The organism is Octadecabacter temperatus, from assembly GCF_001187845.1.
Classification (GTDB): domain Bacteria; phylum Pseudomonadota; class Alphaproteobacteria; order Rhodobacterales; family Rhodobacteraceae; genus Octadecabacter; species Octadecabacter temperatus.
In genome coordinates, this window is the sequence record NZ_CP012160.1 from 921,964 (window position 1) to 947,960 (window position 25,997).

Below are 25,997 nucleotides of genomic sequence, written 5' to 3' on the forward strand. Positions count from 1 at the left end.
AGCGGGACTAACATGGCACGTAAATTTTTCGGAACCGATGGCGTGCGTGGCACGGCGAACAAATATCCAATGACTGCAGAAATTGCGCTGAAGATTGGCGCCGCAGTTGGTCGGTATTTCCGCAATGACGGATCCAACGGACATCGCGTGGTGATCGGCAAAGACACACGTTTGTCGGGCTACATGTTTGAGTCCGCTCTGACAGCAGGGCTGACCAGCACCGGGATGAACGTGCTGCTTCTTGGCCCGATCCCGACGCCCGGTGTTGGGCTTTTGACGACGTCCATGCGTGCCGATTTGGGCATCATGATTTCGGCCAGCCACAACCCTGCGATTGATAACGGAATTAAGCTGTTCGGCCCTGATGGTTTCAAACTGTCCGATGAGGCCGAAATGGAAATCGAACGCCTGCTGGAAAGCGAGATTGAGCCAGCGCAAGCGGTCAACATCGGGCGTGCCAAACGTATTGATGACGGGCGCTTTCGTTACGCTGAACGCCTGAAGGGGACGTTCCCGCAAGGCATGCGCTTGGATGGTATGAAGGTTGTAATCGACTGTGCCAATGGCGCGGCCCACCGCGTCGCACCCGAAGTGCTTTGGGAGCTTGGCGCAACGGTTATCCCTGTTGGCACCAGCCCGGACGGGTTCAACATCAATGAAGGTTGCGGCTCAACCAGCCCGCGCACGGCGGCGGAAACCATCGTGACGCATGGCGCTGATGTCGGCATCTGTCTGGATGGTGACGCGGACCGTGTGATGATCCTTGATCAAAATGGCAATGTTGCAGACGGCGACCAGATCATGGGCCTGTTTGCATTGCGTTGGGCTGATCAAGGCCGCTTGAACGGTGATACATTGGTGGCCACTGTGATGTCTAATCTTGGGCTTGAAACCTTCCTGCAGGATCACGGGCTAAACCTCAAACGGACCAATGTCGGTGACCGTTATGTTGTTGAGGCCATGCGCGCCGGGGGCTTCAATCTAGGTGGCGAACAATCCGGCCACATTGTGATGACGGATTACGCGACAACGGGAGATGGTCTGCTCGCAGGTCTGCAATTCTTGTCTGCGATGATTGAGACAGGCAAACCAGCGTCTGAGTTGATCAAGGTTTTCGAAACTGTACCGCAGATGTTGAAGAACGTACGCTATAGCGATGGAGCAGATCCATTGAATGAGGCATCAGTCAAAGCGGCAATTGCTGCGGCTGAGGCTGATTTGGTCGGCAAAGGCCGCCTGCTGATCCGCAAGTCGGGTACAGAGCCGTTGATCCGTGTCATGGCAGAATGTGTCGATGATGCGTTGCTTGGACAGGTCGTAGATGGGATCGTAGCCGAAGTGGAAGCAGTGGCAACTGTCAGCGCTTAAACACCCGCATCAGACTTGGGCCTTGGCTGATGCCAAGCCCGAACAAGATCAACGCAAGGGCTGCGAAAAAGCGCAGTGGCAAGACTTCGGACAGCACCCATGCGCCGAAAATCATAGACCAAACAGGGACTTGGTAATTCACCAACGTCATAAAGACCGGACCTGCGGTGCGGATCGTTGTGACACGCAGCAATGCGGCGAATGCGGTTGGCACGAACCCAAGGAAAAGGATCGCGTAGCCTGCACGCCCTTCGACCCATGTTGGCACGCCCTCAACCATAAGCATCGCGGGGATAAGGCAAATGGCCCCGACGACCAAAGTCAGCGCCGCCATAACAACGCTATCAACGGGCGGGCAGCGGCGGGTTAGCACGCTGGAAATTGCATAAGATAGGGATGCAGCAACGCAGGCCAGTTGTGGCAACGCCAAACTGCCCTCGGAAAAATCAAACGCGGTTGGGCCGATCAGAACTACGGCACCAACAAAGCCGATGACCACACCGGCCGCTTTGCGCGGGCTCAATTTGTCGTCGGCAAATATATGCGCCAACGGCAGCACGAAAAGCGGCAGTGCGGCCATGGAAATCCCCGCAAAGGCAGACGGCACGTATTGCTGCCCCCACGACAGCAGCGCGAAGGGAAGGGCGGTGTTCATAACGCCCGTCACCGCCAAATAGACCCAAACGACTGGCTGCTTGGGGAGCGGGCGGCCCATTGCCAAGACAAGCAGTAGCAAAGTGACCGCACCCAAGGTCGTGCGCGCACAGGCAACCGTCAGCGGCCCATATCCCTCAAGCGCAATCGAGACGACCATAAACGTTCCGCCCCAGATCAGGCCGAGTAAGCCGATGGAAAACCAATTAAGTGGGGTGGGGTGTGTGGTCATGAACCTGTTTGGATCAGAGGTGCCGCATAAAGTATAGTTCCGATTGGCTTTGATCGAATGGTCATCCCAATCGAGAGTCTTTTAAGCTGCGTCCAATCACGAGGAAGACAAGGCTTAGCAAGACCAAGAGCATTGCTGCGGTGATCAGTGCGAACTTTGTAACTGCGAAGCCGGAATAGGGCAGGGCAAGCCAATCTGCGAAACCCACCGGATCGGAAAGCATGACGAACGACCATGCGTTTTCAATGGCATCACAGGACGCGCCAGCCAAAGCCGCCAGTCCAGCGAACAGTCCCAAACGACGCCCCCAACTGCCAGGGTGGCTGAAGCGCGCAACCAATGTGGCAAGAAGGATTCCGAAACAGGCCATCGCCGCTAGGAAACCAAAGTCAATTATCTGCGTCGTGCGGTATGCGTCCAGTGTGCCAGCATCTTGCATGACCGCGTAATAGCCTTTGATCGTTTCGCCGTTAAAACTGGTTTGTCCGGTTACGTAATCAACAGGATGTAAGGATGCGGCATAACTTTTGTCTAAAACGCTTTTGACCCCCTGAAAGGCTGCGAATGCACCGACGGTTGCCGTGGCGTGGACCCAAAGCGGGATTGTTGTCAGTTTCTCAATAAGTCGCAGCGTCATAATGTGATCCTGTAGTTGCATTCCGTGGAATGTAAATATATTCTCAGGAATGTAAGTCAAGCGTTAATTCTAAACAAAACCGTCATGAAAGAACCTTTATGCCCGTAGCTGGACCTCTCGTTGCCGAATGTTCGACTTGGTTGTCCATTGTGAGCAAGCTTTTTGGAACCCGCATGGCGACCTTGCTAGAGCCGCACGGTTTGACTACGGGGCAGTTTAGTATCCTTCATCATATTACCCGCCCTGCAATCGGCGGTGGGAGCCGTGTGTCAGAAATTGCCGCAGCAGTTGAGGTGGAGCAGCCTGCGGTGACCAAAGCGCTCGCTAAGTTTCAGAACTTAGGGTTGGTCGAAATCGTTTCCCACAAAAGCGACAAGCGGGCGAAAGTCGTTAGCGCGACGCCCGCAGCTGGTGCATTGCTTGGAAGGATTTACCAAGACATCGGGCCGGATCTTCAAAAGGTTTTCGGATCAATAGATGAAGCCGAGCTTGAAGCGTTTGCGAAAACGCTCAAACAGCTTGGTCAATGGTTGGATGCGAACCGTCTTGGGTAGATAGCAACGAAAAAGGGGAGCCCATTGAGCCCCCCTTCAAATCGTTCAGTGCGAAAGAATTTAGTTCTTCGCTTTGTCGACCATTTTGCCTTCGGAAATCCAAGGCATCATGTCGCGCAGTTTGCCGCCAACCAATTCGATTTGGTGCTCGTCGTTTGCACGACGGGACGCTTTGATTGTTGGCTGACCAACAGCGTTTTCAAGCATGAAGTCACGTACGAATTTACCAGTTTGGATGTCTGTAAGAACGTCCTTCATGGCTTTCTTTGTTTCCTCATATGGCAGGATGCGCGGGCCGGATACGTACTGGCCGTACTCAGCTGTGTTGGAGATGGAGTAATCCATGTTCGCGATGCCGCCTTCATAGATCAGGTCAACGATCAGCTTTGTTTCGTGCAGGCACTCAAAATAAGCCATTTCAGGCTCGTAGCCAGCTTCAACAAGTGTCTCAAAGCCCATGCGGATCAATTCAACGATACCGCCACACAGAACAGCCTGTTCGCCGAAGAGGTCGGTTTCGCATTCCTGACGGAAGTTAGTTTCGATGATGCCGGAACGACCGCCACCGATTGCGGAACAGTAGGACAAGCCGATTTCGTGGGCTTTGCCGGACGCGTCTGTGTCAACAGCGATAAGGCACGGAACGCCGCCGCCTTTTGTGTATTCGCCGCGTACTGTGTGACCTGGGCCTTTTGGCGCCATCATAATCACGTCGATGCCTTCTTTAGGCTCGATCAGGCCGAAGTGTACGTTCAGGCCGTGTGCAAATGCGATTGCAGCACCTGGCTTGATGTTGTCGTGGACGTATTTCTTGTATGTTTCTGCCTGAAGTTCGTCGGGCATTGTGAACATGATCACATCACACCAAGCCGCAGCTTCAGCGATGCCCATAACTTTCAGGCCTTCGCCTTCGGCTTTCGCTTGGGACGGGGAGCCTTCGCGCAGAGCGACAACAAGGTTCTTCGCGCCAGAGTCACGCAGGTTCAAAGCGTGGGCGTGGCCCTGTGAGCCGTAGCCGAGGATGGCGACTTTTTTGTCTTTGATGAGGTTAACGTCGCAGTCACGATCATAATAAACGCGCATGGGGATATTCCTTTGGTTGCGGTTGCATTGACGCGCTTATGAACTGGAATGAAGGGTGATGCGAGAGTGTTGGGGTTGTGTTTTTCCATTTTGGTGAAGTTGTTATGCGTACAAATTTAGTTTAGTGACATTTTCATGCTTGATGATGTTGATAAGAGATTGCTGCGCCAGTTGCAGGCCGAACCAAGCCTAACAGCCGCTGAGCTTGCGGGGCGGGCAGGTGTGTCTGCATTGAAGGCCACGCGACGATTGGGACGTTTGCAAGAAAGCGGTATCCTGAAAGGCCAACATGCGGTCATCAATTGGGCCGCACTTGGATATGTCGTTGGGGTGTCGCTGCGCATCACGCTGGATAAAACGCAAAGCCGCGCCTTTGATGAGTTCATGGAGGGCGCGCGGACCATTCCGGAAGTCACCGAGATCCAGACGTTCTTGGGGCGCGTTGATGTGCGCCTGAGCGTGATCGCGCGCGATATGGCGCATTACCAGACGATCTACCGCGAACAGATTTTGGCGCTACCGCATATGGCAGACATTGAAGCGCTGATGACGGTCGCCACGCTGCATAACGACGAAAGCTTGCCGTTATGATCGAACTGGATGAGCAGGACCGCGCAATCCTTGCCGCACTTTCGCGCGATGCCACGCAGACCGCGGCGGCCCTTGGAGGGCGCATCGGGTTAAGCCAGCCCGCGACTTGGCGGCGTATTAAACGTCTGCGCGAAAGTGGGGTTCTGGCAGGGCAGCGCGTGGCTTTGGATGCACAGGCACTGGGGTTCGGGGTAACAGTGTTCCTCGGCGTGAAACTGGCGACCAAGGGGCGCGTTTCTTTGGAAGATTTTGAACGCGCGGTGGCCGCGATCCCTGAGGTGCAGTTGGTTGAGCATGTCCTCGGCCTTTATGACTACCGCCTACGTGTGGTCGCGCGGGACTTGGCAGATTTTGAACGGGTCTTGCGCCGTCGTGTTATGACATTGCCCGGGGTCGGGGACGTTGAGGCCAATGTGCTGCTCAGCGAAGAGCGCAGGCCTGGGCCGATATAGGTATACGAAGATAGACTTTGCCCTGCTGTTGATCGCGCCTTAGAACGGCGGAAGAGATGCAAAGGAATATCAGATGACCACCAACCCAAATCCGAGTGCCGTTGATCCCGACGGTTTGATGGAATTTTCTGTGGTCTTCACCGATCGCTCTCTTAACAGCATGTCCAAGGCGTTTCAGGGCGTGATGCGCGACCTGCACGGGATGCTGTGTGACGTCTACAAAGCGGATGGTATGGCGATTGTTCCAGGTGGCGGGACATACGGTATGGAAGCAGTGGCGCGCCAGTTTGGGAGCAACGCCCACGCTTTGATCGTTCGCAATGGCTGGTTTTCCTACCGTTGGAGCCAGATTTTCGATGCAGGAGAATTTACGGCCAAGACGACTGTGCATAAGGCGCGACAAACCGGCAACGACAGCCGCGCACCGTTCGCGCCAGCGCCGATCGCAGAAGTGACTGCGGCCATTCGCGAGGCAAAGCCTGACGTGGTTTTCGCGCCCCATGTCGAAACCAGTGCGGGCATCATTTTGCCTGATGATTACGTGAAAGCCTTGGCTGAGGCCGCCCATGAAGTTGGCGCGCTGATGGTTCTGGATTGCATCGCGTCTGGCTGTGCTTGGGTTGATATGAAGGCCACAGGTGTGGACGTGCTCATTTCTGCGCCGCAAAAGGGATGGTCTTCCAGCCCGTCTGCGGGCTTGGTGATGATGTCGACCCGTGCGCTTGAGCGTCTGGATGCGACTGCGTCTAACAGCTTTGCGATTGATCTCAAGAAATGGCGTCAGATCATGGAAGCCTATTTGAACGGTGGTCATGCCTATCACGCGACAATGCCCACAGACGCGCTGCGCGATTTCCGCGACACGATGCTTGAGACCAAAGAGATGGGTTTTGATGCATTGCGTGATGCGCAGTGGGAGCTGGGCAATGGGGTGCGTGCGTATATGGCGGCGAAGGGTTTGAAACCTGTTGCGGCTGATGGGTTTGGCGCGCCGGGCGTTGTTGTTTGCTACACGGACGACGGCGATATCCAGAACGGGTCCAACTTCGCGGCAGCAGGCATGCAGATCGCGGCAGGCGTGCCGCTGGCTGTGGACGAGCCAGCCGATTTTAAGACGTTCCGGATTGGGCTGTTTGGCATCGACAAGTTGCGAGATGTGGATGCGACGTTGAAGGCATTCACCGATGTGGCGGATCAAGTTCTGTAACGCATTGCGCTTGCAGCGGACCATATTACGCTTGCAGCGGGCGGAGGCCAAAATTCAAAAGAATTTTGGCCGTCATACTGTAAACCTCAGCTAAAGCGTTGGTGTTTCTGCCACGCCGATAAGCATGTCAGACAAAGGCCAAAGGTCCGCGAATGCCGCATCAAGATCAGCGACCAGATCACCTGTAAGGGCTGGCGTGCCTGTGACAACCAGTCCCTTGTGGCGCAACAAATCGCCATGCGCGTGGTCTTTGTCGAAGGGAGAGGGCACGCGTTTAAGCTTGGGTTCCCATGGCGCATAGCCCTTGTCGGTGACCAGTTTGAGTTTTTGCGCGATATAGGCACCATCAAGGTCGACCATCTTACGCCAATCGGTCAGCACCTCTTTTGAAAACTCCATCATGCCTGTGCCGACCGTTACGCTGTCGGGGTCAACTCCAAAGAACATAACGGGGTTCTGGCGGGTGCCGGTTTCGATCGTCCACATCATATGCAGGTGGGTTTTGTAAGGGGTTTTGTCCTTGGAAAACCGCACATCGCGGTTGGCGCGAAACAGTTTTGGCGTCACTTTGCAGTCAGATAGCTTGGCCAGTTTGGGCGTCAGCGCATCAAGCAGGGCCAGAGCCGGCGCACGCAGTTTCGCATCGTAATCTGCCTTATGTGCCAGAAACCAATCGCGGGTGTTGTCGCGGGCGAGGGCGCGCACGAAGGTCTGAGCGTCGGGGATTAAGGTGTCGAACATCGGTGGCCTCCTGTGGTGGGACCCAAGACTATAGACCCATGACAAGATTGGGCATATGCCAGTCGGATGTCCACTCAGATGTCATATCGCACCCATACGGGCCGTTTGCTCAAACTTGGTTTGCCGCTTGTCGGGGCCAATGTTGCAGGCTTTTCGATCCACATGACGGACACGATCATGCTGGGGTGGTATTCGGTGACCTCACTGGCGGCGGCGACGGTTGCCACGGGGCTGTGGTTTATCACGTTTATTGTTGGCGCTGGCTTTGGGCGTGCCGTCACGCCGATGGTCGCCGAAGCGGTTGAGATGGGCGATGAGGTCCGCGCGCGCCGTGTGACGCGCATGGCACTGTGGTTGTCGGCGATCTATGCGGCGTTGTTGATTGTTCCGTTCATGTACGGCGAACAGGTTTTGCTAATGATGGGACAAGAGCCTGCGGTGGCGGCGCAGGGTGGTTTGTATCTGCGGATTGCTGTGCTGGGGATGTTTCCGGCGATGGGCGCGCAGGTTATGCGATCCTACCTTGGCGCGTTAGAGCTCACTGCGGTCCAGCTGTGGATCACGCTTGTGGCGTTGGCGGCGAATGCGCTGGTGAACTATGCGCTGATTTTCGGCAACTTTGGTGCGCCGGAGTTGGGGATTGAAGGCGCAGCAATTGCGTCTGTCGTGATCCAAATATTACAAATGGTTGCGCTGATGGCCTATGTGCAACGCAAAAAGCCCGAAGCCGAATTGTTCCGCCGCATCTGGAAAAGCGACAATGAGGCGATGGCACAGGTGTTTCGACTTGGGATGCCGATTGGCCTTACGTCTTTTGCCGAGGGTGCGTTATTTACAGGGGCGTCCGTAATGATGGGCTGGATTGGCGAGATTGAGCTTGCGGCCCACGGGATCGCGCTACAGCTGACCGCGTTTATGTTCATGTTTCATGTTGGAATGTCCGAGGCTGCAACGATCCGCGCGAGCCGACATTTCGGTGCGCGAGATGAGGCAGAGCTTCGGCGTGGTGCGATTGCGGCATACTTTGTCTCGCTGAGTTTCGGTGCGATTGTTGTCGTGCTTTATCTCGCGATACCTGCGTTTTTTGTCGGGTTGTTCCTCGACCCATCTGACCCGGCGCGGGATGCTGTTTTGGCGCTTGGGGTCGTGTTGGTTTTGTTGTCTGCGCTGTTCCAATTTGTGGATGCCGCGCAAATCGTGGCCCTTTCGGTTTTGCGCGGCGTGCAGGATACCCGTGTTCCAATGTGGTTGGCGATTGTCAGCTATTGGATAATTGGTATTCCGGCGAGCTATGTCATGGCGTTCGTATTGGGATGGGGTCCTATCGGTCTTTGGCTTGGATTGACCGTCGGGTTGGGCGTTGCTGCAGTGCTGCTGAGCCAGCGGTTTTGGGCGCGCTCAGTTCATATCGGATAGATGCGCTTGCAGCGGGCGGGTCGCCAATTTTCAAGAAAATTGGCTAAGAAAGAGGGGCGTCCTTTGATGCGCCATTGGTTCAAGCACAATGGACGCGCCCCCAATCGCGGTGCGATTTCCCCCGGGATATTTATGAAACAAAAGCAGAGCGAAGATGCGTTATTCGGCGGCGTCTTGGGCTTTCATCAAACGGTCTGCTTTTTTGCGCACGAGGATTGAGCGTAGGTCGTGCATGGCGAGCAACAAGTCATCTGTGATGCCTTCGAGCTGCTCGTCGCTCGCTTTGGATTGCACCCATTGCGTCGTGATATTGAGGTAATCCACAGCGCGGTGAATGTCGTCGATATCGCGCTGGGCGAGGAGGGCCATGCGTTCGGCCATCCAGTTTTCGATCTGAGCGATGTCAGTTTCTGAAAGTGTGCGATCGCCCTGTGGTTTTACTTCGCCGTTTTTGATGTTGATGACGGCAATTTGGTCCATCTCAATACGGCGTTGGCGGTTTTCGGTGTCGACACGGAACACAGCTGCGCCGTTCTCGCGGACGCGGAAATAGTAGTCTGGAAGATCTGCGCCCATAGCGTCACCTGTAACGTTTCTGAACGCAGTCTAGCAGCGCTTCAAGGATGGGGCTAGCTTAAGCTGGCGCAGAAGGTTTGAATTCGTGTGCAAGCTTCTTTGAGCGCCTCGTCCGAGGTGGCGTAGCTGACGCGGAAGTTCGGGCTGAGGCCAAAGGCGGCACCGAAGACGACCGCAACGCCGGTTTCTTCGAGAAGGGCCGTGGCGAAGACTTCGTCGTTGGAGATTTGCGTTCCGGCAGGCGTGGTCTTGCCGATGCAGCCTGCAATGTTGGGATAGACATAGAACGCGCCTTCGGGCTTGGGGCAAATGATGCCTTCAGCCGCATTCAGCATGGTCACGACGAGATCGCGACGGCGAACAAACATCTCATTGTTGGGGGCGATGAAGTCTTGCGGGCCTTCCAGCGCTTCAATCGCGGCCCATTGGCTTATGGAGCAGGGGTTGGAGGTGGATTGGCTTTGCACCTTACGGATCGCGCCGATCAGTTCCTTTGGCCCCGCGGCATAGCCGATACGCCAGCCGGTCATGGCGTAGGCTTTGGACACCCCGTTCATTGTCAGCGTGCGATCATAAAGCTGGGGTTCGACCTGTGCCGGGGTGCAGAATTTGAAGCCACCATATGCAAGGTGTTCATACATGTCGTCCGTAAGAACCCAAACATGCGGATGACGCAACAGCACATCGGTCAGGGCCTTTAGTTCATCCCATGAATAACCCGCACCTGTCGGGTTGGACGGCGAGTTGAACAAGAACCACTTAGTTTTTGGAGTGATTGCCGCCTCAAGCTGCTCGGCAGTGATTTTGAACCCAGTCTCAAGTGGCGCTTCAACGAAAACGGGTTCGCCACCAGCCAGCAGAACCATGTCGGGGTAGCTGACCCAATACGGCGCTGGAATGATAACCTCATCGCCCGCGTTCAGCGTTGCCATGAAGGCGTTATACAAAACCTGCTTGCCACCCGTGCCGACGGTCACTTGGGCGGGCTCATATGTCAGGCCATTGTCGCGCTCAAACTTGGCGCAAATCGCCTTTTTCAGCTCAGGAATGCCGTCAACGGCTGTGTATTTGGTCTTGCCAGTTTCAATCGCTGCGATACCCGCGGCCTTGATGTTTTCGGGGGTGTCAAAGTCCGGTTCACCCGCACCAAGGCCGATTACATCGCGCCCGGCCGCTTTTAGTTCTTGCGCTTTTGTCGTCACAGCGATCGTTGGCGATGGTTTTACTCGATCAAGTGTCGCTGAGAGAAAAGTCATGGGGCAGCCTCATGTGGAAGTTATAAGTTAATCATGTCATATGGGGCGCGACACGGAACGGCAACTGATCTTAAACCGAATGGGAACTATGATGGACGAGCATTCCGAAACAATCGACTGGTACAGCGAAGAGACCGCTACTTTCGGGGATCGTCTGGCAGCGGCGCGGGAAGAAGCACGCTTAACCCAGAAAGAATTGGCGCAACGGGTCGGCATCAAGACAAGCACGTTGCGCAATTGGGAAGAAGACCTGAGTGAGCCGCGCGCCAACCGTTTGAGCATCTTGTCCGGCATTCTTGGGGTGTCCCTGCGATGGCTTTTGACGGCCGAAGGCGAGGGGTTAGCAGCACCCGAAGAAGATGCGCCCGTGACTGCAGATGTTGCGGATGTTTTGAACGAGGTGCGCGCGGTGCGGGCGCAATTGACCGCGTCTAACGACAGGCTTGCTAAGCTTGAAAAACGACTTCGTAGGATGGGCCAAGCATGAGCGAACCCTTAGATGTAATGCGCAAACGTCTGCATATGCGGTCAATCCGGCGCGGGATCAAAGAGATGGATTTGATCTTGATGGATTTTTCTAAGACGCACCTGGCAGGCTTGAGTGCTGATGAGCTTGGGTTGTATGACAAGCTTTTGTCTGAGAATGATCATGATCTATATCAATGGGTTAGCAATCAATCTGTTGAACCCGAACCCTATCGCGGCCTTATGGATTTGATCCGCGAAGGCGCGGTTGGGGTCACAAAACCGTCTGCAGTTTGAAACTTCGTTTCGCATAATTTTTCGTAATTTAACGGAATGTTTGCCACTCGCATGGCAATCGGGTTCCAGAAAAAATCGTGAAATGAACGAGACGGAGATTGAAATGAGCCTGCATTCGCTGCCAACCGCCGATGGTGCCCCGCCTTCGGGAACAGATACTGAATTCATGACGATCTATTTAGACGCGTTGACCTTGGTTGAGCGACTTCACCGGCTGTTGCTTGATGTGATCAAAGATGAATTTGAACGCGTTGGCGTGCTTGAAATCAACGCCGTTCAAGCGCTGCTGCTGTTCAACGTTGGTGACAATGAAGTCACCGCCGGTGAACTCAAGTCGCGCGGATATTATCAAGGCAGCAATGTCAGCTACAACCTCAAGAAACTGGTTGAGATGGAATACATGCATCACCAACGCTGCGAGATTGATCGACGTTCTGTGCGCGTGCGTTTGACGGAAAAAGGGCGCTCAGTACGCGATGTCGTGGCGCGCCTTTTCGTTGGCCATGCGTCTGGTCTGCAAGAAAAGGGTGTACTGGATATGAACAGCCTAGATGAAATCGCCAGTTCGTTGCGCCGCGTTGAACGCTATTGGACAGACCAAATTCGCTACATCTACTAGCGTGGGAAATGTGCGGCGCAATCTATGCGCCGCAAACTCGTCGTCACTCGCATGATCTGGTTCTTACCAGTGACCAGTGTTCCCCATGCTGGTCCAGGGTTCAGCTGGCGTTTGTGCATCGCCAGCTTGCAACAACTCAACCGAGATATTGTCAGGGCTACGGATAAACGCCATCCGGCCGTCGTGTGGTGGGCGATTAATCGTAACACCATTGTCCATCAGGTGCTGACACAACGCGTAAATATCGTCGCACTCATAGGCGAGGTGGCCAAAGTGCCGGCTGTCGGACGGTAATTCATCGTCGCCGTCCCAGTTGTAGGTCAGCTCAAGGTCTGCGGTTCCGTCGGTCTGTTCTGGTGGGCACAAATAGACGAGCGTAAAGCGACCACCTTCGCTGTCGATCCGTCTGCGTTCTTTCAAACCCAGAAGGTTATAAAACGCGATCGAGGCGTCGAGATCCTTCACACGGACCATTGTGTGCAAATATGTAAGGGGCATGTTGTCTCCAAAGCTGTTCGGGCGGACCCTAACACGCTGATTGGAAACGACCAGAGGTTAGAAACTGGAGCGAAGGTTTACACCTATTTGCACACCATCTGTATCAAACCGCTCAACAGATGACGCGGTCCGACGCGCCTGTAAGGTCACAACCGGTTGAAATCCATAGAAATCAACGTTGTTCAGCCCAACATCAAACCGCAAAGACGAGATCCGGTCTTCGCGTCCGGTAGGGTCATAGGCTGATGTTTCATAAACCCGGTACTTTTCTGTGTAGCTGGTCGACAGGTCGAGACCCAAAGAAACGCTATTTACCGAAAGCGCGCCGAAGTCGTAGCTGACCCCCAGTGTCGCTTCTTCGTATGCGAGGTCCGTGGCATCCGCCGTTGCTTTCGCCATCTGCCCGATGATCCCAACTTTATCGTCATTCGCGAGGTCGCGCGACCAACGCCCAAGAAGCGAGTAGGTGAAAACTTCGGCGTCGCTCGCAAAGCGATGGGCGTAACGAATGCTTGCCGACAGAGCGAGCGTGTCGTCATTTCCAAGCGTGAATTGAGTGCCGAGCGTTCCATTCAATTGGTATTGGTAAGGCGAGCCGCCAGCCCAGTCATGGCTATAGGTTAGGCTAGCAGAGTAGGGGGCGTCGGCTCCGCTTGGGTGCCATTGATGCAAAATGCCTAACGACACTTGGGCGAACGAGAGGCTTGCACCGGTCACCTCAGGTGCGGACGCACGCGCGGCGTCAGACATTAAATAGGTGCGGCCGTATAGGCCAAATTCTAAAGAAGTTTGGCTAGTTGCAGTTTCAGCGATGCGGTAGCGCAAGTCAGTTTGTAGCGAGATTTCGAGGCCAGAAAGTGGACGTTCATCTGCCGGAACAAGCCAAAGGATCTCGCTAAGGTAGCCTGGAAGATAAGCAAAGCTAATCGCTTGGTTTGAATTGCCAGAGTTCACGTTGGTGGACGGGTTGAGGCCAAAGCTAAGTTCAACAGCAAGCGGGTTTTCCTGCCGAACACGCCTAAACGCAGTTATCGCGACCTGTTCGGTTTGCTGATCTGGTGCAGTTTGAATGGCGCGGCGTATCCAGATCTGCGAGCGCGTGTAAGCTTCTTGCGCTGCGTGAAGATCAGCCATTGTTAATGCCGCCGCAAACCTTTCGCGTTTGGTTTCGCCAACGCGCCAAGCTGTTCGGATTGCCGTTTTTGCAGCATCTAGATTGCCAAGTTGCTTCTCAGCCTGCGACAGGATGAGCAACGCGCTAATATCTCCTGGGTCCGCCTGTAGGAGCCCCAACGCAATCTCGCGGGCTGCAGATGGTCGACCTTCAGAGGCCAAGCGGCTCGCAAGAATGCGTGCGTCTTCACGGCTAAGGCGTTGCTCGCCTTGCTGTGCTTGGGCCTCAGTCGGAATGTTTGCACCAAGAGCAGTCAGTGCCAGAAAGCACGCCTGCGTAGCTCCTAGAAAAAATCCACGCAGGTTCGCCATCGGTTAATTAAGATCTGTAACAAACACGCCGATTTCACGGGCGTCGAAGGTTGTGTTGACGTCAAATGTATCAAAGGATGTGCTATCAATCGTTGCCCCAGTCGGTAGATTGCCTCCTACTGAAAGCGTTCCAACCGGGATGCCTGCGTTCACCGCGGCTTGAATTGCGTCAAAATCTGCAAACTGCTGACCCGTAGCGGTACCTGTCGAGCCGTCCGTGTTCGTATACTCAACAATTTCAAAGGTAACGGTTTGAACGTCCGCTACACCTTCTAAAATAACGTAACCGCCCAATTCTTCTGCATCCGGACCGCCAATGAGACCTGTATGCGTTCCAGTGTCGCGTACGTTTCCATCATCGAAATACGTTGCCGCGGTTCCATCTTCCCACAAGCCCGTTTCAGTGTTGAATTCGACGGAAATCAGGGAAATATCGGGCAAATCGCCAACCATCGTATCGCCGATTGTATCTCTAGTGCGGTTGGTGATCGCGCCAACAACTGTGCCCTGCAAACCTTCGAGCGGATCTGTGTCGTCCACATCAAGAAGTAATCTGGCGTCGCCTCGGATCAGTTCAATACCGCCGCGAAAGTTGTAAGTACGTGTCGCAGCATAAACACCGAGGTACTCATAGCTGGACTGAGATGGCGTCGGGGTCGCATATTCAGTTCGATTAAGATTGGCACCTGCGAAACCGAAATTGGCCCATTCTCGACCAGCGGCAGATGTGGCGTCCAAGTAATCGCTTTGCACGAATACAGCGTAGTACTGCATCTCACCATTGATGACGGCTTCAGTGTTCTCGAAAATATCGGTCACTTGCCCGCTCGCATTAACGGTTCGGGCGCCTGCGACGTCATCATAAACGCCATCAGGGCCGTCAAAGGGCAAGTTGTTGATGATCAACTGATCATTGGTGGCATCATATTCGACAGAGTTCATCGTTAGGTTGCGTGTCGGATCATACGCGAACTGGCTGTTAACATCGGTGTTGGGATCGTTCGCGTCGATCAGCTCGGTCTCACCGTCCGGTGATGTCACTTCGACCATAAACGGGTTCGTACCATCACACCCGGCCAGTACTGAAGTAACGGCGATGGCGGTAAAAGTTTTCATCATGACGGCTCGTCCTCGGGTGTGATCTGCGCTGTTTGCACGTTGTGCGTATAGTCGGAAATTGCAAACGCCAAGTCAACGCATGCTAAACGCGAAAAACCACCTTATATGGCGGTTTTCGGCACAGTTCCACGCATATATAGTGTAAGTAACCCGTTCCAGCAGAATCACTGCCTCCGTACACAAAGGACAGACACATGCCCGTGACCCCAGAACAACAGGCCGAAATCGACGAACTCCGCGCACAGACGCAGCCGACATTGCGCGCGGTCTCACCTGGTATGGAGAAGCACCTTTATAAGGCGCACGATGTTTTGGACCACGGTTTTGTACGGGTTATCGATTATATGGGCGACGACGAGGCGATCTGTCAGGCCGCCCGCGTGTCCTACGGCAAGGGCACCAAGTCGGTTCAAAACGACGAAGGCCTGATCCGCTATCTGATGCGCCACTGGCATTCCACCCCGTTTGAGATGTGCGAGATCAAGCTGCACGTGAAGCTGCCCGTCTTCGTGGCCCGCCAATGGATTCGCCACCGCACGGCCAACGTCAACGAATATTCCGCCCGCTATTCCATTCTTGATCGCGAATTCTACATTCCCCGCGTCGAAGACCTTGCCGCGCAATCCGTCATCAACAACCAAGGTCGCGGCGAAACCCTGACAGGTGAGGAAGCCGAGCGGGTGTTGCGCTACCTTAAGGACGATTCAAACCGCGCCTACGACCACTACGAGGACATGATTTCCGAGGAAGACGGCAAGCAGGGCCTCGCCCGCGAATTGGCCCGCATGAACCTTCCGGCGAACATCTACACCCAGTGGTACTGGAAAGTGGACCTGCACAACCTGTTCCACTTCCTGCGCCTGCGCGCGGACAGCCACGCCCAAATGGAAATCCGCGTCTATGCGGATGCGATCTGCGAGATCGTGAAAGACTGGGTGCCTGCCGCCTACGGCGCGTTCGAGGACTACCGTTTGGGTGGCGCAACCCTGTCCGGCAAAGCGGTTGAGTGCATCCGCAAGATGGTCGCAGGCGAAGAGGTCACGCAGGAAACGTCTGGGATGAGCAAGGGCGAGTGGCGTGAGTTTATGGGGGTTGTTGAGGGTTGAAAATTCTCCAAGGTGGAACGCTTGCGCTGGGCCTAACACTTGGTGTTTGTTTTACGATCTTAGCTTTTCTGACGATTGGCCTATTTGCCGAAGTGCTCAATCCAACGTCTGAGCTTTGGGCCGTCATGATCGGCGCTGTTATTGGCGGCGGAATTGCTCTTGCTGGGCAAGTGTTGGAAAGTCAAAATCAATCGGCCCAGAGAGAGCATGAAAACAAAGAATCTGATTTGGTGAAAGCCTACGACTTGTTTGGTTTGCTTAACGATTACTTGGCGAATGCAACATTTTTGAGGAAACACATTGAACAAGGCTATGAGATGGCTCTTGCCGTCAATGAAGAGTTCGCGTCCTTGGCCGTTATGGAGTTATCCAGCGAGCCCACGCATGAACCGCTTTCCTTAGGTATCAAGTCAATGCTGATCCGGCGGAAGTTCTTAACTTTGTATAATGAAATCGGCCTATTAGATACCCACATAAAGGCGCTTTGGGATGGTTTTCGAGTCGGACAAATGAGGCGAGCTGAACTGTTGGCAATAATGGACAAAGAGTTCGTTGGCCAAGGAAAAGGTTTTCAACCTCAGTTGGAGAGCAAGCAAGAAGCAGCTGGCCGTCATATGGTATTGACCGATAACTTTAAAACGATTGCTTCGGACCTACGAGCCGATGAGGCAAAGCTCAGAAAGTGTGTTGAGATGACGGTGGAGGTAATTCAGAGTCTCGGTGACACGGCTTTCAGGTTTGAATTCAAAGAATAAGCAGCTGACTATCGCACCCGCCAGTACAGGTCTCCGACCGTTAGCACCTGAAACGATCCACTGGATCGTTTCCTAGACGGTCCAAACCCCGCCCTACGGGCGGGCGCGTTCCGCACCAACCCCGGGTCAGGCGCGTCGATAGCCGATAGGGTGGTGGCTATAACCTCGTTCTAGGGTGAGTTTCTATTTCGCACCTGCAGCACGAAAAGGTCGGTGATTCTGTCGTTCCATTGCTTCGAAAAGCAGCGAAAACGAGGTTACTTTTTCTTGAATCTCGACCCAAAATCGGGCGGATTTGGGCTCGATTTAACCAATTTGACTAATTTCTTGGCAAAACCGAAACATTTCTAACGTTCGTGTGTGGCGTCGCAATCCGTTGGATTCATTTGGAAGTTTCCCTAGATTCGCAAAATTCCAAATTAGTTAACGATGAGTCAATATAGTTGACGCTACGTGTTTTGGGGAAACGCCCAAAACTGTTCCCGCTGCACCTGCACACAGCATCCCTTAAATTGAGGTTATCGAAACATCGAGGGGGTTCGAAAATGAATACGTTAAACACTGCACAAGCTGCCAAGCATGCATTTCCGCCAATCCGCGTTGATCTGTTGGATCGTCTGCTGGATGAGGCTGACAAAATGGACAAAGAAGATGAGATCAAGAAGCCTAAGTACTTCAGCTGGTTGCGCAAATGAGCGGATGCCGCACCGAAAGCGCGTTGAAGTTCTCCGATCGCGTTAACTTCGCAGCGGGTGGTTTGCTGCCATGAAAAACCTTACATTGATGACACGCGGTAACGCCTGCACACCCCGTGCGGGCGTTGTTGTTTTTAGAGAGCCCCTGTTTTCAAGCCGTCTGGTATCTGTCGCATAGCAAGGCTACCTTCGCGGCGATAACGAGACCCGATAGAAAGCCCCTCACATGATCCTATATGGCCTCCCGACCTGTTCTGACTGCAACCGTGCGCGCAAGGTTTTGGAGGAGGCGGGTCTTAACGTCGCCTTTCGTGATGTCCGTGCGGAGCCGATGCTTGAGGCCGAATGGGCCGTGTTGCTGGCTGAGTTTGGCGATAACCTCGTGGATCGCAAATCCCTCGCGTTTCGCAATCTCAACGTGTGGATGAAAGAATCCGAGGCCGATGCGCAATTGGCCGACACACCAGCCGTTATGGCGCGCCCTGTGATAACGGATGGGACGAAATTCACGCTGGGGTGGGATGAAACGGTGAAGGGTGAGTGGCTGTAAAACGGGGAACCCTGGCTGGACTCTCCCCTGACGTGCCGCAGCGCGAATGGCTAGATATAGTGCATGGAAAAGACATCACAAACAGCCACTCCGTCCCCAATTTTTCCGCTCACTCCACAACAGGTGCGTGCGCTTTTGGGGAAATTAACCGAGCAACAACAACAACGGCAGTGACATTCCTGCCCATGACCGACAGTATCCGCGCAACCATTTGCGGAGCCTGACACATGCGCTTTTTCTCTCTTAAATCTTGTGACACGTGTCGTAAGGCGCTGAAATCGCTTTCTGGTCACGATGTAACCATCATTGATGTGCGCAGCGATGGCGTAAGCCCAGCGGACCAAGCGGCGATGATTGCAGCGTTTGGGGCAGGGGTGTTGAACACCCGCTCAACGACGTGGCGCAATTTGCCAGAAGACGAGCGCGCAAAAGACCCTGCGGAGTTGCTCGCGCAGCATCCAACGCTTATGAAACGACCAGTGATTGAATTGGACGGTGCGTGGTATCAGGGGTGGACCCCTGCCACAAAAGCCGCCGTAGGAGTAGAATAATGCGCAACGCAGCCGCCATTTTGGGCATCATCGCGGGGATCATGGGCATCTTCATCGGGCTATTCGGCTGGGGCATGGTCGCGCTGGCAAACGAGGTGCCAGAGGCCAGCGAGTGGCTAACGTTCGAGAACCCGAAGTTCATCCAATTCGCCAGCTTTGTAGCACCGATGTTGTGCATCGCAGGTGGCGCAATGGCCAAAGCGCGTGCGCTTTGGGGTGGGATTGCTTTGTTGATTGGTTGTGCGTTGTTTTTGGCGGCGTTCGGGTTCAACGGTTGGACGATGTTTCCGATTGGTTTCGCCGGCTTGGGCGGTATCCTAGCGATAGCCGCCGGTAAGCCGGACGAAGAAAAAGCGCACTTCTAGCGATTGTTGGAAAGGAAACGGTCCACTGACAGTGGGCCTGCGCCTTTAAGAACAAGCGTCACAAGCACCACCATCCAGAACGCGCGTTGATCAAGGATCGCGCCCGTTGGTAAGCCGTCAAACCATTTGCCGAGAGTTTCGGTGTGCTCAATCCCGCCGTGGCCGTAGAGGTCTGTTAGGGACTGAACGGTCACAAAGCCTATCATACCCAATGCTGCGAAACGGGTGAATAGACCGATCACGATCAGCAAGGGTAGGATGTATTCTGCCAAGGTGCCAGCAACGACGACGGCCCAATGGAAGATCGACATTTGAGAAATGTCATAGCCTACGGCCTCCATCGCTTTTGGGAAGATTTGCGCGTAGCCGCCGACGCCGGGTGAGAAGGGTGTGCCGTCCCACTTGGTGTTCGCTGAGTTCCAGAAATAGAACAATAGGGTCGCGGCAAAGACGAAACGGGCCAGTGTCGGCAAGATTTTGTCGGCAGATTCGTTTAGGGCGTTTGAGATGCGGTCATACAATGCGATCATGGTTCTTACTTTCAGGTATTTATGGAAATCAATGCGTTACGGGATAGGAGTAGGCCGAGGAGTGGGCCAAGGTCAAATCCCGCGCCGCCACTTTGCAAGGCTTTTCCTAAGGGCGCGCCGTTGATCAGGGCCGCTAGGACTGCCGATTGTTCTGGCATAAGCGCATCAACAGTCGGGTCAAATTCGGGGCGTGAGATCAGTGTCGGTTGCGCGACTTTGGCGATGTCGCCGCCATGTGTGTTCGTCCACCAGATGGAATGGAGCGGGTATTCTGACACGATCAAATGCACCGATGGTGAGAACGTGAAGGTCACATTTGGCAGCGTGTCTGGCGCTATTTTTGCCAAAGCATCAGGTTCAATTGGGCTGGCGTCCGCTGCGTGATAGCTGTGGCGCAACGCCAATTCCAGCCGCGCCATATCCGGCAAATACGGGACTGATTGCGCAGGGCCAAAGCTTGCCAAGAAGTCGGGCATATCTTCGCCGTAAAACATCATTACGGGGGACGTTGGCGGATGCGCACGCAGGTAGACCCCTGCCATCGCGCGGAAAAAATCATTCCCAACCAGCTTGTTCACGACTGGGAACGCGGTTTCCAACGCGTCGGTTAGGCTGACGGCCACGTTGTTGCGGTAAACGTCAAAGCGTTTGGTCGCGGGCACGCCGTCAGGGTTTTGCACACCATTTGGCGCATGTTTAGACGGGTCCAACAGTGCGGTACGGAAATCGGTTTGCGTGGTGATCATGCAACAACCGTTAGTGCGGTGTCCGCGCGTTTCGTTTCCTCAACCAGTACGGCCCATTCAGGAACATCCGTGTCCCATTCAATCAGCAAAGGTTTAGGGCCGGATTTCGCAAGGGTGTAGTCGAGCAATGCCCAAACAGGGTCCACCACTTCGGCACCGTGGCTGTCGATAAGCAATGGCGCACCAGTTTCATCTTCGTCCTCATCATGGCCGCCAAGGTGAATTTCACCAACAGCATCAAGCGGGCAAGCGTCTATGTAGCTTTGCGGCGAATAATCGAGGTTTGTGGCGGAAACAAAGACGTTATTCACGTCCAGCAACAGACCACAGCCCGTGCGGGCGACGATCTCGGCCAAGAAATCAGTCTCAGACATGTCGGATTCAGTAAAGGCCAGATAGCTGGATGGGTTTTCAAGCAGCATTTGGCGGCCAAGCGTGGATTGCACTTCGTCGATATGATCCGCCACGCGTTTTACGGTGGCCGCGGTGTAGGGCAGCGGCAGAAGATCATTCAAAAACGCGCTCTCGTGCGTGGACCACGCAAGGTGTTCGCTAAAGCTGGCGGGGTTTAGCCAGTCACACAGGGTTTTCAGCCGCGCGAGGTGGTCGGCGTCAAGGCGGCCTTCGCCACCGATGCTCAGACCGACGCCGTGGACGGAAAACGGAAATTTTTCAGAGAGATGGCGCAGTTGCGCGAGGGGGCGGCCACCCATCCCCATATAGTTTTCAGCATGAATTTCGAGCCAGCCGACGGGGCCTGCATCTTTCATGATGTCATTGAAATGTTGTGCTTTATATCCAACGCCGGGGGTGAAGGGCAGGGATGGTCTGGTAACGTCTAGCATATAGGCCTCCGGCAGTGGTGTGCGCCCAGCCTACACCAAAACTGGGAGGCTGGGCGCATTTTTCGTGAGGCAGCTTATGCTGGGATGTCACGGTCCAGTTCAGTCAGGGAACCGGAACGCTCTGGGGAGTCGCCCATAGCTTCGATCATTGTGTCTTCACATGTGCCTGCTGGAACGAATGTCCATGCGTTGCCTTGGTAATCAACTGTGGATGTACCGGCGCATGTTGTGCCCGGGCCAGCTGCACAGTCGTTTTCGCCAGCAAGGGATACGCCGTAGCACTTTTCGTTTTCTTGTGCGTGTGCAGTTGTGGACAGGCCAGCGATTGCAGTTGCGACAGATGCTGCGAGTACGAGGGAGTTTGTTGTCTTGGACATGGTGTGAATTCCTGTTGGTTGGTTACAAGTAGTAGCGCGCCGTGATTGGCGACTTCCTTACACTAGAGCGCACCAACCTTAACGATCCACTCACAGGAGCGTGCATCGCGTGTGCGTTATCTCGTGTTAGACCGTATTCAGTCCTAAGTCATTGAAAATAAAAGACCCGACCGTTTTCACGGCCGGGTCTGTAACACTACTAAAGTGCGAAATGTTACAAAAGATCGGGTGGAGTAGCCGATTTTGACAGCTCTTCCGTGATCGAATCCAAAGATGTTACAGAAGTTTGCTTTTCACCTAAGCGACGCACGGACACTGTGCGTTCCTCAACTTCACGCGCACCGCACGCGAGAATGATCGGAACCTTGCCAAGCGAGTGTTCGCGAACCTTGTAGTTGATCTTCTCGTTGCGGATGTCGGCTTCGGTGCGCACGCCTACGGCTTTCAAGGCAGCGACGACTTCGTGCACGTAATCATCCGCGTCGCTGATGATAGATGCTACAACCACCTGACGCGGCGCAATCCAGAACGGCAGCTTACCTGCGTGTTCTTCGATCAGAATACCGATAAAGCGCTCGAACGACCCAAGTGTCGCGCGGTGCAACATATAGGGCAGGTGCTTTTCGCCATCCGACCCGATGTAGGACGCGCCAAGGCGTTCTGGCATGTTGCTATCCACCTGCAAGGTGCCGCACTGCCAATCACGGCCGATCGCATCGGTTAGCACGAACTCAAGTTTCGGGCCGTAGAATGCGCCTTCGCCTTCTTGGACTTCATAGTCATGGCCAGCAGCCTTACACGCTTCGCCCAATGCCGCCTCGAGTAGATCCCAAGTTTCCTCGGACCCGATCCGCTTTTCAGGGCGGGTGGACAGCTTGATCTTCCAGTTGCTGAATCCCAACTCTGTGTAGATTTGGGACAGGAAGTCGATGAAGCGTTCAGTTTCGGAGGCGATCTGATCTTCAGTACAGAAAATGTGACCGTCATCTTGGGTAAAACCACGCACACGCATGATGCCGTGCAACGCGCCCGAAGGTTCATAACGGTTACAGGACCCGAATTCAGCCATGCGCAGCGGCAGTTCGCGGTAAGACTTCATACCTTGGTTGAACACCTGAATATGACATGGGCAGTTCATCGGTTTTAGCGCGTTGATGGTCTTTTCGCGGGCATGGTCTTCGTCCACTTCGACGACAAACATGTTTTCCTGATAGGCTTCCCAGTGACCGGAAGCTTCCCAGAGTTTGCGGTTCACCACCTGCGGAGTGTTCACTTCCACATAGCCACCGCTCCGTTGCTTGCGGCGCATGTAGTCTTGCAGCTGGGTGTAGATCAGCCAGCCGTTCGCATGCCAGAACACCTGACCAGGGGCTTCTTCTTGCATGTGGAACAGGTCCATCTCGCGGCCCAGCTTGCGGTGGTCGCGTTTGGCCGCCTCTTCCAGCATATTCATATGCGCTTTGAGTTGCTCTTTGTTCTGGAACGCAACGCCATAGATACGCTGCAACATCGCGCGGTCACTGTCGCCACGCCAGTAGGCGCCCGCGATGGACATCAGTTTCCATGAATCGCCCGGCACTTGGCCAGTGTTCTGCAGGTGCGGCCCACGGCAAAGGTCCTGCCATTCACCGTGCCAGTACATACGCAGGTCTTCGTTGCCCGGAATACTTTCGATCAGCTCAACCTTATAGGGTTCGCCTTTGTCTCTATAATACTGGATCGCAACATCGCGTTCCCAGACTTCAGTGCGGACGGCGTCGCGCTTGTTGATGATTTCCTTCATCTTCTTCTCAATCACACCGAGGTCTTCGGGTGTGAAAGGGTCTTTGCGATCAAAGTCATAATACCAGCCGTCTTTAATAACAGGCCCGATTGTAACCTGCGTGTCAGGCCAAAGTTCCTGCACCGCGCGCGCCATGATGTGTGCGAGGTCGTGACGGATCAGTTCCAACGCAGGCTCTGCGTCTTTCATGGTGTTGATGGCAATGCTTGCATCCGCATCAATCGGCCACTGCATATCCCAGTGTTCACCGTTCACGGTTGCGGAAATGGCCTTCTTGGCCAGCGATGACGCAATAGATGCTGCGACTTCAGCAGGGGTAACACCTGCATCGTATTCGCGTGAATTGCCGTCAGGAAATGTAAGGGAGATTTGGGCCATCTTTGGGCTCCTCGTCAGTTTGACGCCTACAAAGCGTCCGGTTGCGGGTTATGTGTTCAGTGTTGAAATGGCGATTTTGGGCGCATGGGTCAAGGTCTGATTGCCGCGAACTTCGCAAGGTGTCAGGGTGATACGAAATAAATGGGGCAAGTCATGAGACATTTCGACGAGATTTTAGACATTGCAGCGGATCGCAAAGGCGGACGCGGGGCGATTTTGGATGGGATCGAATTGCCCAAATCACGCGATGAAATTGCAGCCATACCAGGGGATAGGTTTCTTGCATCCTTCGCGGAAGGCATTTTTCAAACGGGGCTGGCATGGACTGTCGTGAAAAACAAATGGCCAGACATCTTTGAGGCGTTTCATGGCTTTGATGTTGGGCGTGTGGCGATGATGTCTGATGATTGGTTTTATGATCTGGTCGAAGACAAACGGGTCATTCGCAGCGCTCCGAAAATCCGCGCCATCCAAGAAAACGCAGTGATGATCCAAGAGACCGGGGATTTCGGCGCCTTCATCGCGGATTGGCCAACAGACGATTTCGCGGGCCTAGCTTTATGGCTAAAGAAAAACGGGTCCCGACTGGGGGGATCAACGGGGGCTTATGCGCTCAGACGTCTTGGTGTTGATAGCTTTTTGTTGTCGCGCGACGTGGTGGCAAGATTGATCGCCGAAGGCGTAATCGACAAACCGCCAACATCGCAAAAGGCAATGTCGGCGGTTCAAGAGGCGTTCAACACGTGGGTGGAACAATCAGGGCGAAGCCTAACGGAAATCAGCCGCGTGTTGGGGCAAAGTATTGATGCCTAACAGTTAGGCCGCAGCAAAAACCGCGTGGGCCATGATCAGGTTACAGACAAAGCCAGCGGTGAAAATCAGCGGGCGCACAGGCATCAGAGCCAAGCCTGAGATCATGCCAATGGCATGTGCGATACGCAGCCAGAAGAATGCGATTGCGGTCCAATAGGTTAGGGCAGTGAAACCATCCAGACGGTCAATGATCAGTACAAACACCGCAAATGGAAATGCCTGTTCCAAAAGGTTCAGGTGCGCGCGGTGGGCGCGTCCGATCCATGCGGGCATCAAGTGCATGTTGGCGATGCGCGAAAAGCCATCCGGCGCGCCGTCCGGCATGTCTTCGGGCTTCAAATTAGCTTGGCCGACAATTTGCGGAATCCAAAGTGACGCCGCGAGGATCATGAGGCAGGTGAGAATGCCGAGTTCTGTTGGGAAATCCATGAGTGTTACTCCTTACATGGCCATTTTGAGGGCATCGCCCGTTTCGAGGTAAGATTTGAGAGAGGCCGCCAAACGTGCCCAGCCTTCCGCGAACCCTTCTTGGCCCGGTGACATGTCGTAGTGTTCAATCGTTAGTTGGCAGACCTCGCCTTGGGGTTCGATCAGGTAGACCATGTGGGATGATGGTGCGTCTGGGCCCAAGAACAGCGGTTCGAACGTCATGGCGATTTTCGATTTCGGATCGAGGGCGGTTGTTACTTGGCGCAGCATGGCTTCGCCGTGGGGCAAGATGAACGATGTGGTTTCCCCAACAGCCGCGTTGCCCTGCACGGTATTACAGGCAAAGTGATATCGCGCCATGTCATCGGCTTGGGTGAGGGCGTCCCATAGGGCGTCTTGGGTGCAACGGATGAAGGTCTGCATCATGAAATCTGGTTTGCTCATACGGGTATCCTTTTCGAGTTTGGCTTTGAGGTCAGTCAGCGCCTTGGCTTGGGGCTGAAGAAAGGGCGCGACCCAGCGGTCCATGACCTCCTGCAAGGGAAGGGCGTTTAGGTAATGGTATTTGAAGCGCCCCTGTTTGCGCGTGATGATGAGACCGGCGTCTTCCAGCAGCTTGAGGTGCTTCATGACGCCAAAGCGCGTCATCTCAAGGCTGGCTTCTAGGTCCGTCAGAGTTTGACCATCGCGAAGGCGCAGCGCATCGAGAAGTTTCTGGCGCGTTGGGTCTGCGAGGGCTTTGAAGATATGTTCCATGAAGGCATTATGGGTGAGTATTTAGTAACGTGACAATAGGGTAACGTGATTTACCTGCCGAACGTGCT

Annotated in this window: 32 protein-coding genes; 16 read left to right on the forward strand and 16 right to left on the reverse strand. The window is 54.4% G+C overall.

Annotated features, from left to right (window positions below; all coding sequences use genetic code 11):
• Positions 1-12 precede the first annotated feature (12 nt).
• Positions 13-1,368: a phosphoglucosamine mutase gene (glmM, locus tag OSB_RS04790; protein ID WP_049833913.1), complete on the forward strand. Its 1,356-nt coding sequence runs from the start codon at positions 13-15 to the stop codon at positions 1,366-1,368.
• Here the strand turns inward: glmM and OSB_RS04795 are convergent.
• Together OSB_RS04795 and OSB_RS04800 are read right to left on the reverse strand one after the other, a co-directional pair.
• On the reverse strand, positions 1,358-2,254 hold the full coding sequence (locus tag OSB_RS04795) for a DMT family transporter (RefSeq protein WP_049833914.1): 897 nt from the start codon (positions 2,252-2,254) through the stop codon (positions 1,358-1,360). The two genes, glmM and OSB_RS04795, sit on opposite strands and share 11 nt — an antisense overlap.
• Positions 2,255-2,315: 61 nt before the next feature.
• Entirely contained in the window at positions 2,316-2,891 is a 576-nt protein-coding gene (locus OSB_RS04800; RefSeq protein WP_049833915.1) for a hypothetical protein, read from the reverse strand.
• A gap of 173 nt (positions 2,892-3,064) precedes the next feature.
• Here OSB_RS04800 and OSB_RS04805 point away from each other — a divergent pair, with 173 nt between their 5' ends.
• A complete protein-coding gene (locus tag OSB_RS04805; RefSeq protein WP_074202190.1) occupies positions 3,065-3,445 on the forward strand; it encodes a MarR family winged helix-turn-helix transcriptional regulator in 381 nt (126 codons plus the stop codon).
• Between the two features lie 60 nt (positions 3,446-3,505).
• Here the strand turns inward: OSB_RS04805 and ilvC are convergent, their stop codons facing one another.
• Positions 3,506-4,528 (reverse strand): ketol-acid reductoisomerase, encoded by a 1,023-nt coding sequence (gene ilvC, locus OSB_RS04810; RefSeq protein WP_049833917.1) that lies wholly within the window; start codon positions 4,526-4,528, stop codon positions 3,506-3,508.
• 135 nt (positions 4,529-4,663) lie between these two features.
• On the opposite strand from ilvC, the gene OSB_RS04815 reads away from it, so the two are divergent.
• The 3 genes from OSB_RS04815 to OSB_RS04825 all read left to right on the forward strand — a co-directional run bounded on the left by OSB_RS04815 (position 4,664) and on the right by OSB_RS04825 (position 6,778).
• Positions 4,664-5,119, forward strand: coding sequence for an Lrp/AsnC family transcriptional regulator (locus tag OSB_RS04815; protein ID WP_049833918.1), 456 nt, complete (start codon positions 4,664-4,666; stop codon positions 5,117-5,119).
• Entirely contained in the window at positions 5,116-5,571 is a 456-nt protein-coding gene (locus OSB_RS04820; RefSeq protein WP_049833919.1) for an Lrp/AsnC family transcriptional regulator, read from the forward strand. The genes OSB_RS04815 and OSB_RS04820 overlap by 4 nt, the downstream gene beginning before the upstream one ends.
• Before the next feature lie 73 nt (positions 5,572-5,644).
• A complete protein-coding gene (locus OSB_RS04825; protein WP_049833920.1) occupies positions 5,645-6,778 on the forward strand; it encodes an aminotransferase class V-fold PLP-dependent enzyme in 1,134 nt (377 codons plus the stop codon).
• 90 nt (positions 6,779-6,868) lie between these two features.
• Here the strand turns inward: OSB_RS04825 and OSB_RS04830 are convergent, their stop codons facing one another.
• Positions 6,869-7,519 (reverse strand): DUF2461 domain-containing protein, encoded by a 651-nt coding sequence (locus OSB_RS04830; protein ID WP_049833921.1) that lies wholly within the window; start codon positions 7,517-7,519, stop codon positions 6,869-6,871.
• A gap of 66 nt (positions 7,520-7,585) precedes the next feature.
• Here OSB_RS04830 and OSB_RS04835 point away from each other — a divergent pair, with 66 nt between their 5' ends.
• Entirely contained in the window at positions 7,586-8,935 is a 1,350-nt protein-coding gene (locus OSB_RS04835) for an MATE family efflux transporter (RefSeq protein WP_049833922.1), read from the forward strand.
• A gap of 159 nt (positions 8,936-9,094) precedes the next feature.
• Here the strand turns inward: OSB_RS04835 and OSB_RS04840 are convergent, their stop codons facing one another.
• The gene (locus OSB_RS04840) at positions 9,095-9,511 is read right to left on the reverse strand and encodes a hypothetical protein (protein ID WP_049833923.1); all 417 of its coding nucleotides are present in this window, start codon (positions 9,509-9,511) and stop codon (positions 9,095-9,097) included.
• Positions 9,512-9,564: 53 nt separating this feature from the next.
• Positions 9,565-10,767 (reverse strand): pyridoxal phosphate-dependent aminotransferase, encoded by a 1,203-nt coding sequence (locus tag OSB_RS04845; protein ID WP_049833924.1) that lies wholly within the window; start codon positions 10,765-10,767, stop codon positions 9,565-9,567.
• An 88-nt stretch (positions 10,768-10,855) separates the two neighbouring features.
• Between OSB_RS04845 and OSB_RS04850 the strand changes: the two genes are divergently transcribed.
• The 3 genes from OSB_RS04850 to OSB_RS04860 all read left to right on the forward strand — a co-directional run bounded on the left by OSB_RS04850 (position 10,856) and on the right by OSB_RS04860 (position 12,148).
• Complete coding sequence (locus OSB_RS04850) at positions 10,856-11,254, forward strand: helix-turn-helix domain-containing protein (RefSeq protein ID WP_412457889.1); 399 nt, start codon at positions 10,856-10,858, stop codon at positions 11,252-11,254.
• A complete protein-coding gene (locus tag OSB_RS04855) occupies positions 11,251-11,529 on the forward strand; it encodes a succinate dehydrogenase assembly factor 2 (protein WP_049833926.1) in 279 nt (92 codons plus the stop codon). The genes OSB_RS04850 and OSB_RS04855 overlap by 4 nt, the downstream gene beginning before the upstream one ends.
• 103 nt (positions 11,530-11,632) lie before the next feature.
• A complete protein-coding gene (locus OSB_RS04860; protein WP_049836050.1) occupies positions 11,633-12,148 on the forward strand; it encodes a MarR family winged helix-turn-helix transcriptional regulator in 516 nt (171 codons plus the stop codon).
• Between the two features lie 63 nt (positions 12,149-12,211).
• On the opposite strand, the gene OSB_RS04865 is transcribed toward OSB_RS04860, so the two are convergent.
• Genes OSB_RS04865 through OSB_RS04875 form a run of 3 tightly spaced genes read right to left on the reverse strand, consistent with a single transcriptional unit; the run spans position 12,212 to position 15,250 of the window.
• On the reverse strand, positions 12,212-12,646 hold the full coding sequence (locus OSB_RS04865; protein ID WP_049833927.1) for a VOC family protein: 435 nt from the start codon (positions 12,644-12,646) through the stop codon (positions 12,212-12,214).
• A gap of 57 nt (positions 12,647-12,703) precedes the next feature.
• Complete coding sequence (locus OSB_RS04870; RefSeq protein WP_049833928.1) at positions 12,704-14,131, reverse strand: tetratricopeptide repeat protein; 1,428 nt, start codon at positions 14,129-14,131, stop codon at positions 12,704-12,706.
• A 3-nt stretch (positions 14,132-14,134) separates the two neighbouring features.
• Positions 14,135-15,250, reverse strand: a complete 1,116-nt coding sequence (locus OSB_RS04875) for a hypothetical protein (RefSeq protein WP_049833929.1) — start codon at positions 15,248-15,250, stop codon at positions 14,135-14,137.
• Between the two features lie 194 nt (positions 15,251-15,444).
• On the opposite strand from OSB_RS04875, the gene thyX reads away from it, so the two are divergent.
• The 6 genes from thyX (at position 15,445) to OSB_RS04900 (ending at position 19,272) form a co-directional block, all read left to right on the forward strand.
• Positions 15,445-16,356 carry an FAD-dependent thymidylate synthase gene (gene thyX, locus OSB_RS04880; RefSeq protein ID WP_049833930.1) on the forward strand — a complete coding sequence of 304 codons (912 nt, stop codon included), beginning with the start codon at positions 15,445-15,447 and terminating at the stop codon, positions 16,354-16,356.
• A complete protein-coding gene (locus tag OSB_RS04885; RefSeq protein WP_049833931.1) occupies positions 16,353-17,111 on the forward strand; it encodes a hypothetical protein in 759 nt (252 codons plus the stop codon). The genes thyX and OSB_RS04885 overlap by 4 nt, the downstream gene beginning before the upstream one ends.
• Positions 17,112-17,656: 545 nt before the next feature.
• Entirely contained in the window at positions 17,657-17,806 is a 150-nt protein-coding gene (locus OSB_RS16675; protein ID WP_158454104.1) for a hypothetical protein, read from the forward strand.
• Between the two features lie 226 nt (positions 17,807-18,032).
• Positions 18,033-18,356, forward strand: a complete 324-nt coding sequence (locus OSB_RS04890; protein WP_049833932.1) for an arsenate reductase family protein — start codon at positions 18,033-18,035, stop codon at positions 18,354-18,356.
• Positions 18,357-18,583: 227 nt separating this feature from the next.
• Positions 18,584-18,907, forward strand: a complete 324-nt coding sequence (locus OSB_RS04895; RefSeq protein WP_049833933.1) for an arsenate reductase family protein — start codon at positions 18,584-18,586, stop codon at positions 18,905-18,907.
• Positions 18,907-19,272, forward strand: coding sequence for a hypothetical protein (locus tag OSB_RS04900; protein ID WP_049833934.1), 366 nt, complete (start codon positions 18,907-18,909; stop codon positions 19,270-19,272). Before OSB_RS04895 ends, OSB_RS04900 begins: the two co-directional genes overlap by 1 nt.
• On the opposite strand, the gene OSB_RS04905 is transcribed toward OSB_RS04900, so the two are convergent.
• The 5 genes from OSB_RS04905 to thrS form a co-directional block, all read right to left on the reverse strand.
• The gene (locus OSB_RS04905) at positions 19,269-19,802 is read right to left on the reverse strand and encodes a DoxX family protein (protein WP_049833935.1); all 534 of its coding nucleotides are present in this window, start codon (positions 19,800-19,802) and stop codon (positions 19,269-19,271) included. The two genes, OSB_RS04900 and OSB_RS04905, sit on opposite strands and share 4 nt — an antisense overlap.
• 11 nt (positions 19,803-19,813) lie before the next feature.
• Positions 19,814-20,548 carry an HvfC/BufC N-terminal domain-containing protein gene (locus tag OSB_RS04910; protein ID WP_049833936.1) on the reverse strand — a complete coding sequence of 245 codons (735 nt, stop codon included), beginning with the start codon at positions 20,546-20,548 and terminating at the stop codon, positions 19,814-19,816.
• On the reverse strand, positions 20,545-21,393 hold the full coding sequence (gene bufB / locus OSB_RS04915) for an MNIO family bufferin maturase (RefSeq protein ID WP_049833937.1): 849 nt from the start codon (positions 21,391-21,393) through the stop codon (positions 20,545-20,547). The genes OSB_RS04910 and bufB overlap by 4 nt, the downstream gene beginning before the upstream one ends.
• A gap of 74 nt (positions 21,394-21,467) precedes the next feature.
• Positions 21,468-21,770, reverse strand: coding sequence for a BufA1 family periplasmic bufferin-type metallophore (locus OSB_RS04920; RefSeq protein WP_049833938.1), 303 nt, complete (start codon positions 21,768-21,770; stop codon positions 21,468-21,470).
• Between the two features lie 214 nt (positions 21,771-21,984).
• A complete protein-coding gene (gene thrS / locus OSB_RS04925) occupies positions 21,985-23,931 on the reverse strand; it encodes a threonine--tRNA ligase (protein ID WP_049833939.1) in 1,947 nt (648 codons plus the stop codon).
• 153 nt (positions 23,932-24,084) lie between these two features.
• On the opposite strand from thrS, the gene OSB_RS04930 reads away from it, so the two are divergent.
• On the forward strand, positions 24,085-24,744 hold the full coding sequence (locus OSB_RS04930) for a DNA-3-methyladenine glycosylase I (protein WP_049833940.1): 660 nt from the start codon (positions 24,085-24,087) through the stop codon (positions 24,742-24,744).
• Between the two features lie 3 nt (positions 24,745-24,747).
• Here the strand turns inward: OSB_RS04930 and OSB_RS04935 are convergent, their stop codons facing one another.
• Both OSB_RS04935 and OSB_RS04940 read right to left on the reverse strand, forming a co-directional pair.
• Positions 24,748-25,173 carry an MAPEG family protein gene (locus OSB_RS04935; RefSeq protein ID WP_049833941.1) on the reverse strand — a complete coding sequence of 142 codons (426 nt, stop codon included), beginning with the start codon at positions 25,171-25,173 and terminating at the stop codon, positions 24,748-24,750.
• Between the two features lie 12 nt (positions 25,174-25,185).
• Entirely contained in the window at positions 25,186-25,929 is a 744-nt protein-coding gene (locus tag OSB_RS04940; protein ID WP_049833942.1) for an ArsR/SmtB family transcription factor, read from the reverse strand.
• Between the last annotated feature and the right edge of the window lie 68 nt (positions 25,930-25,997).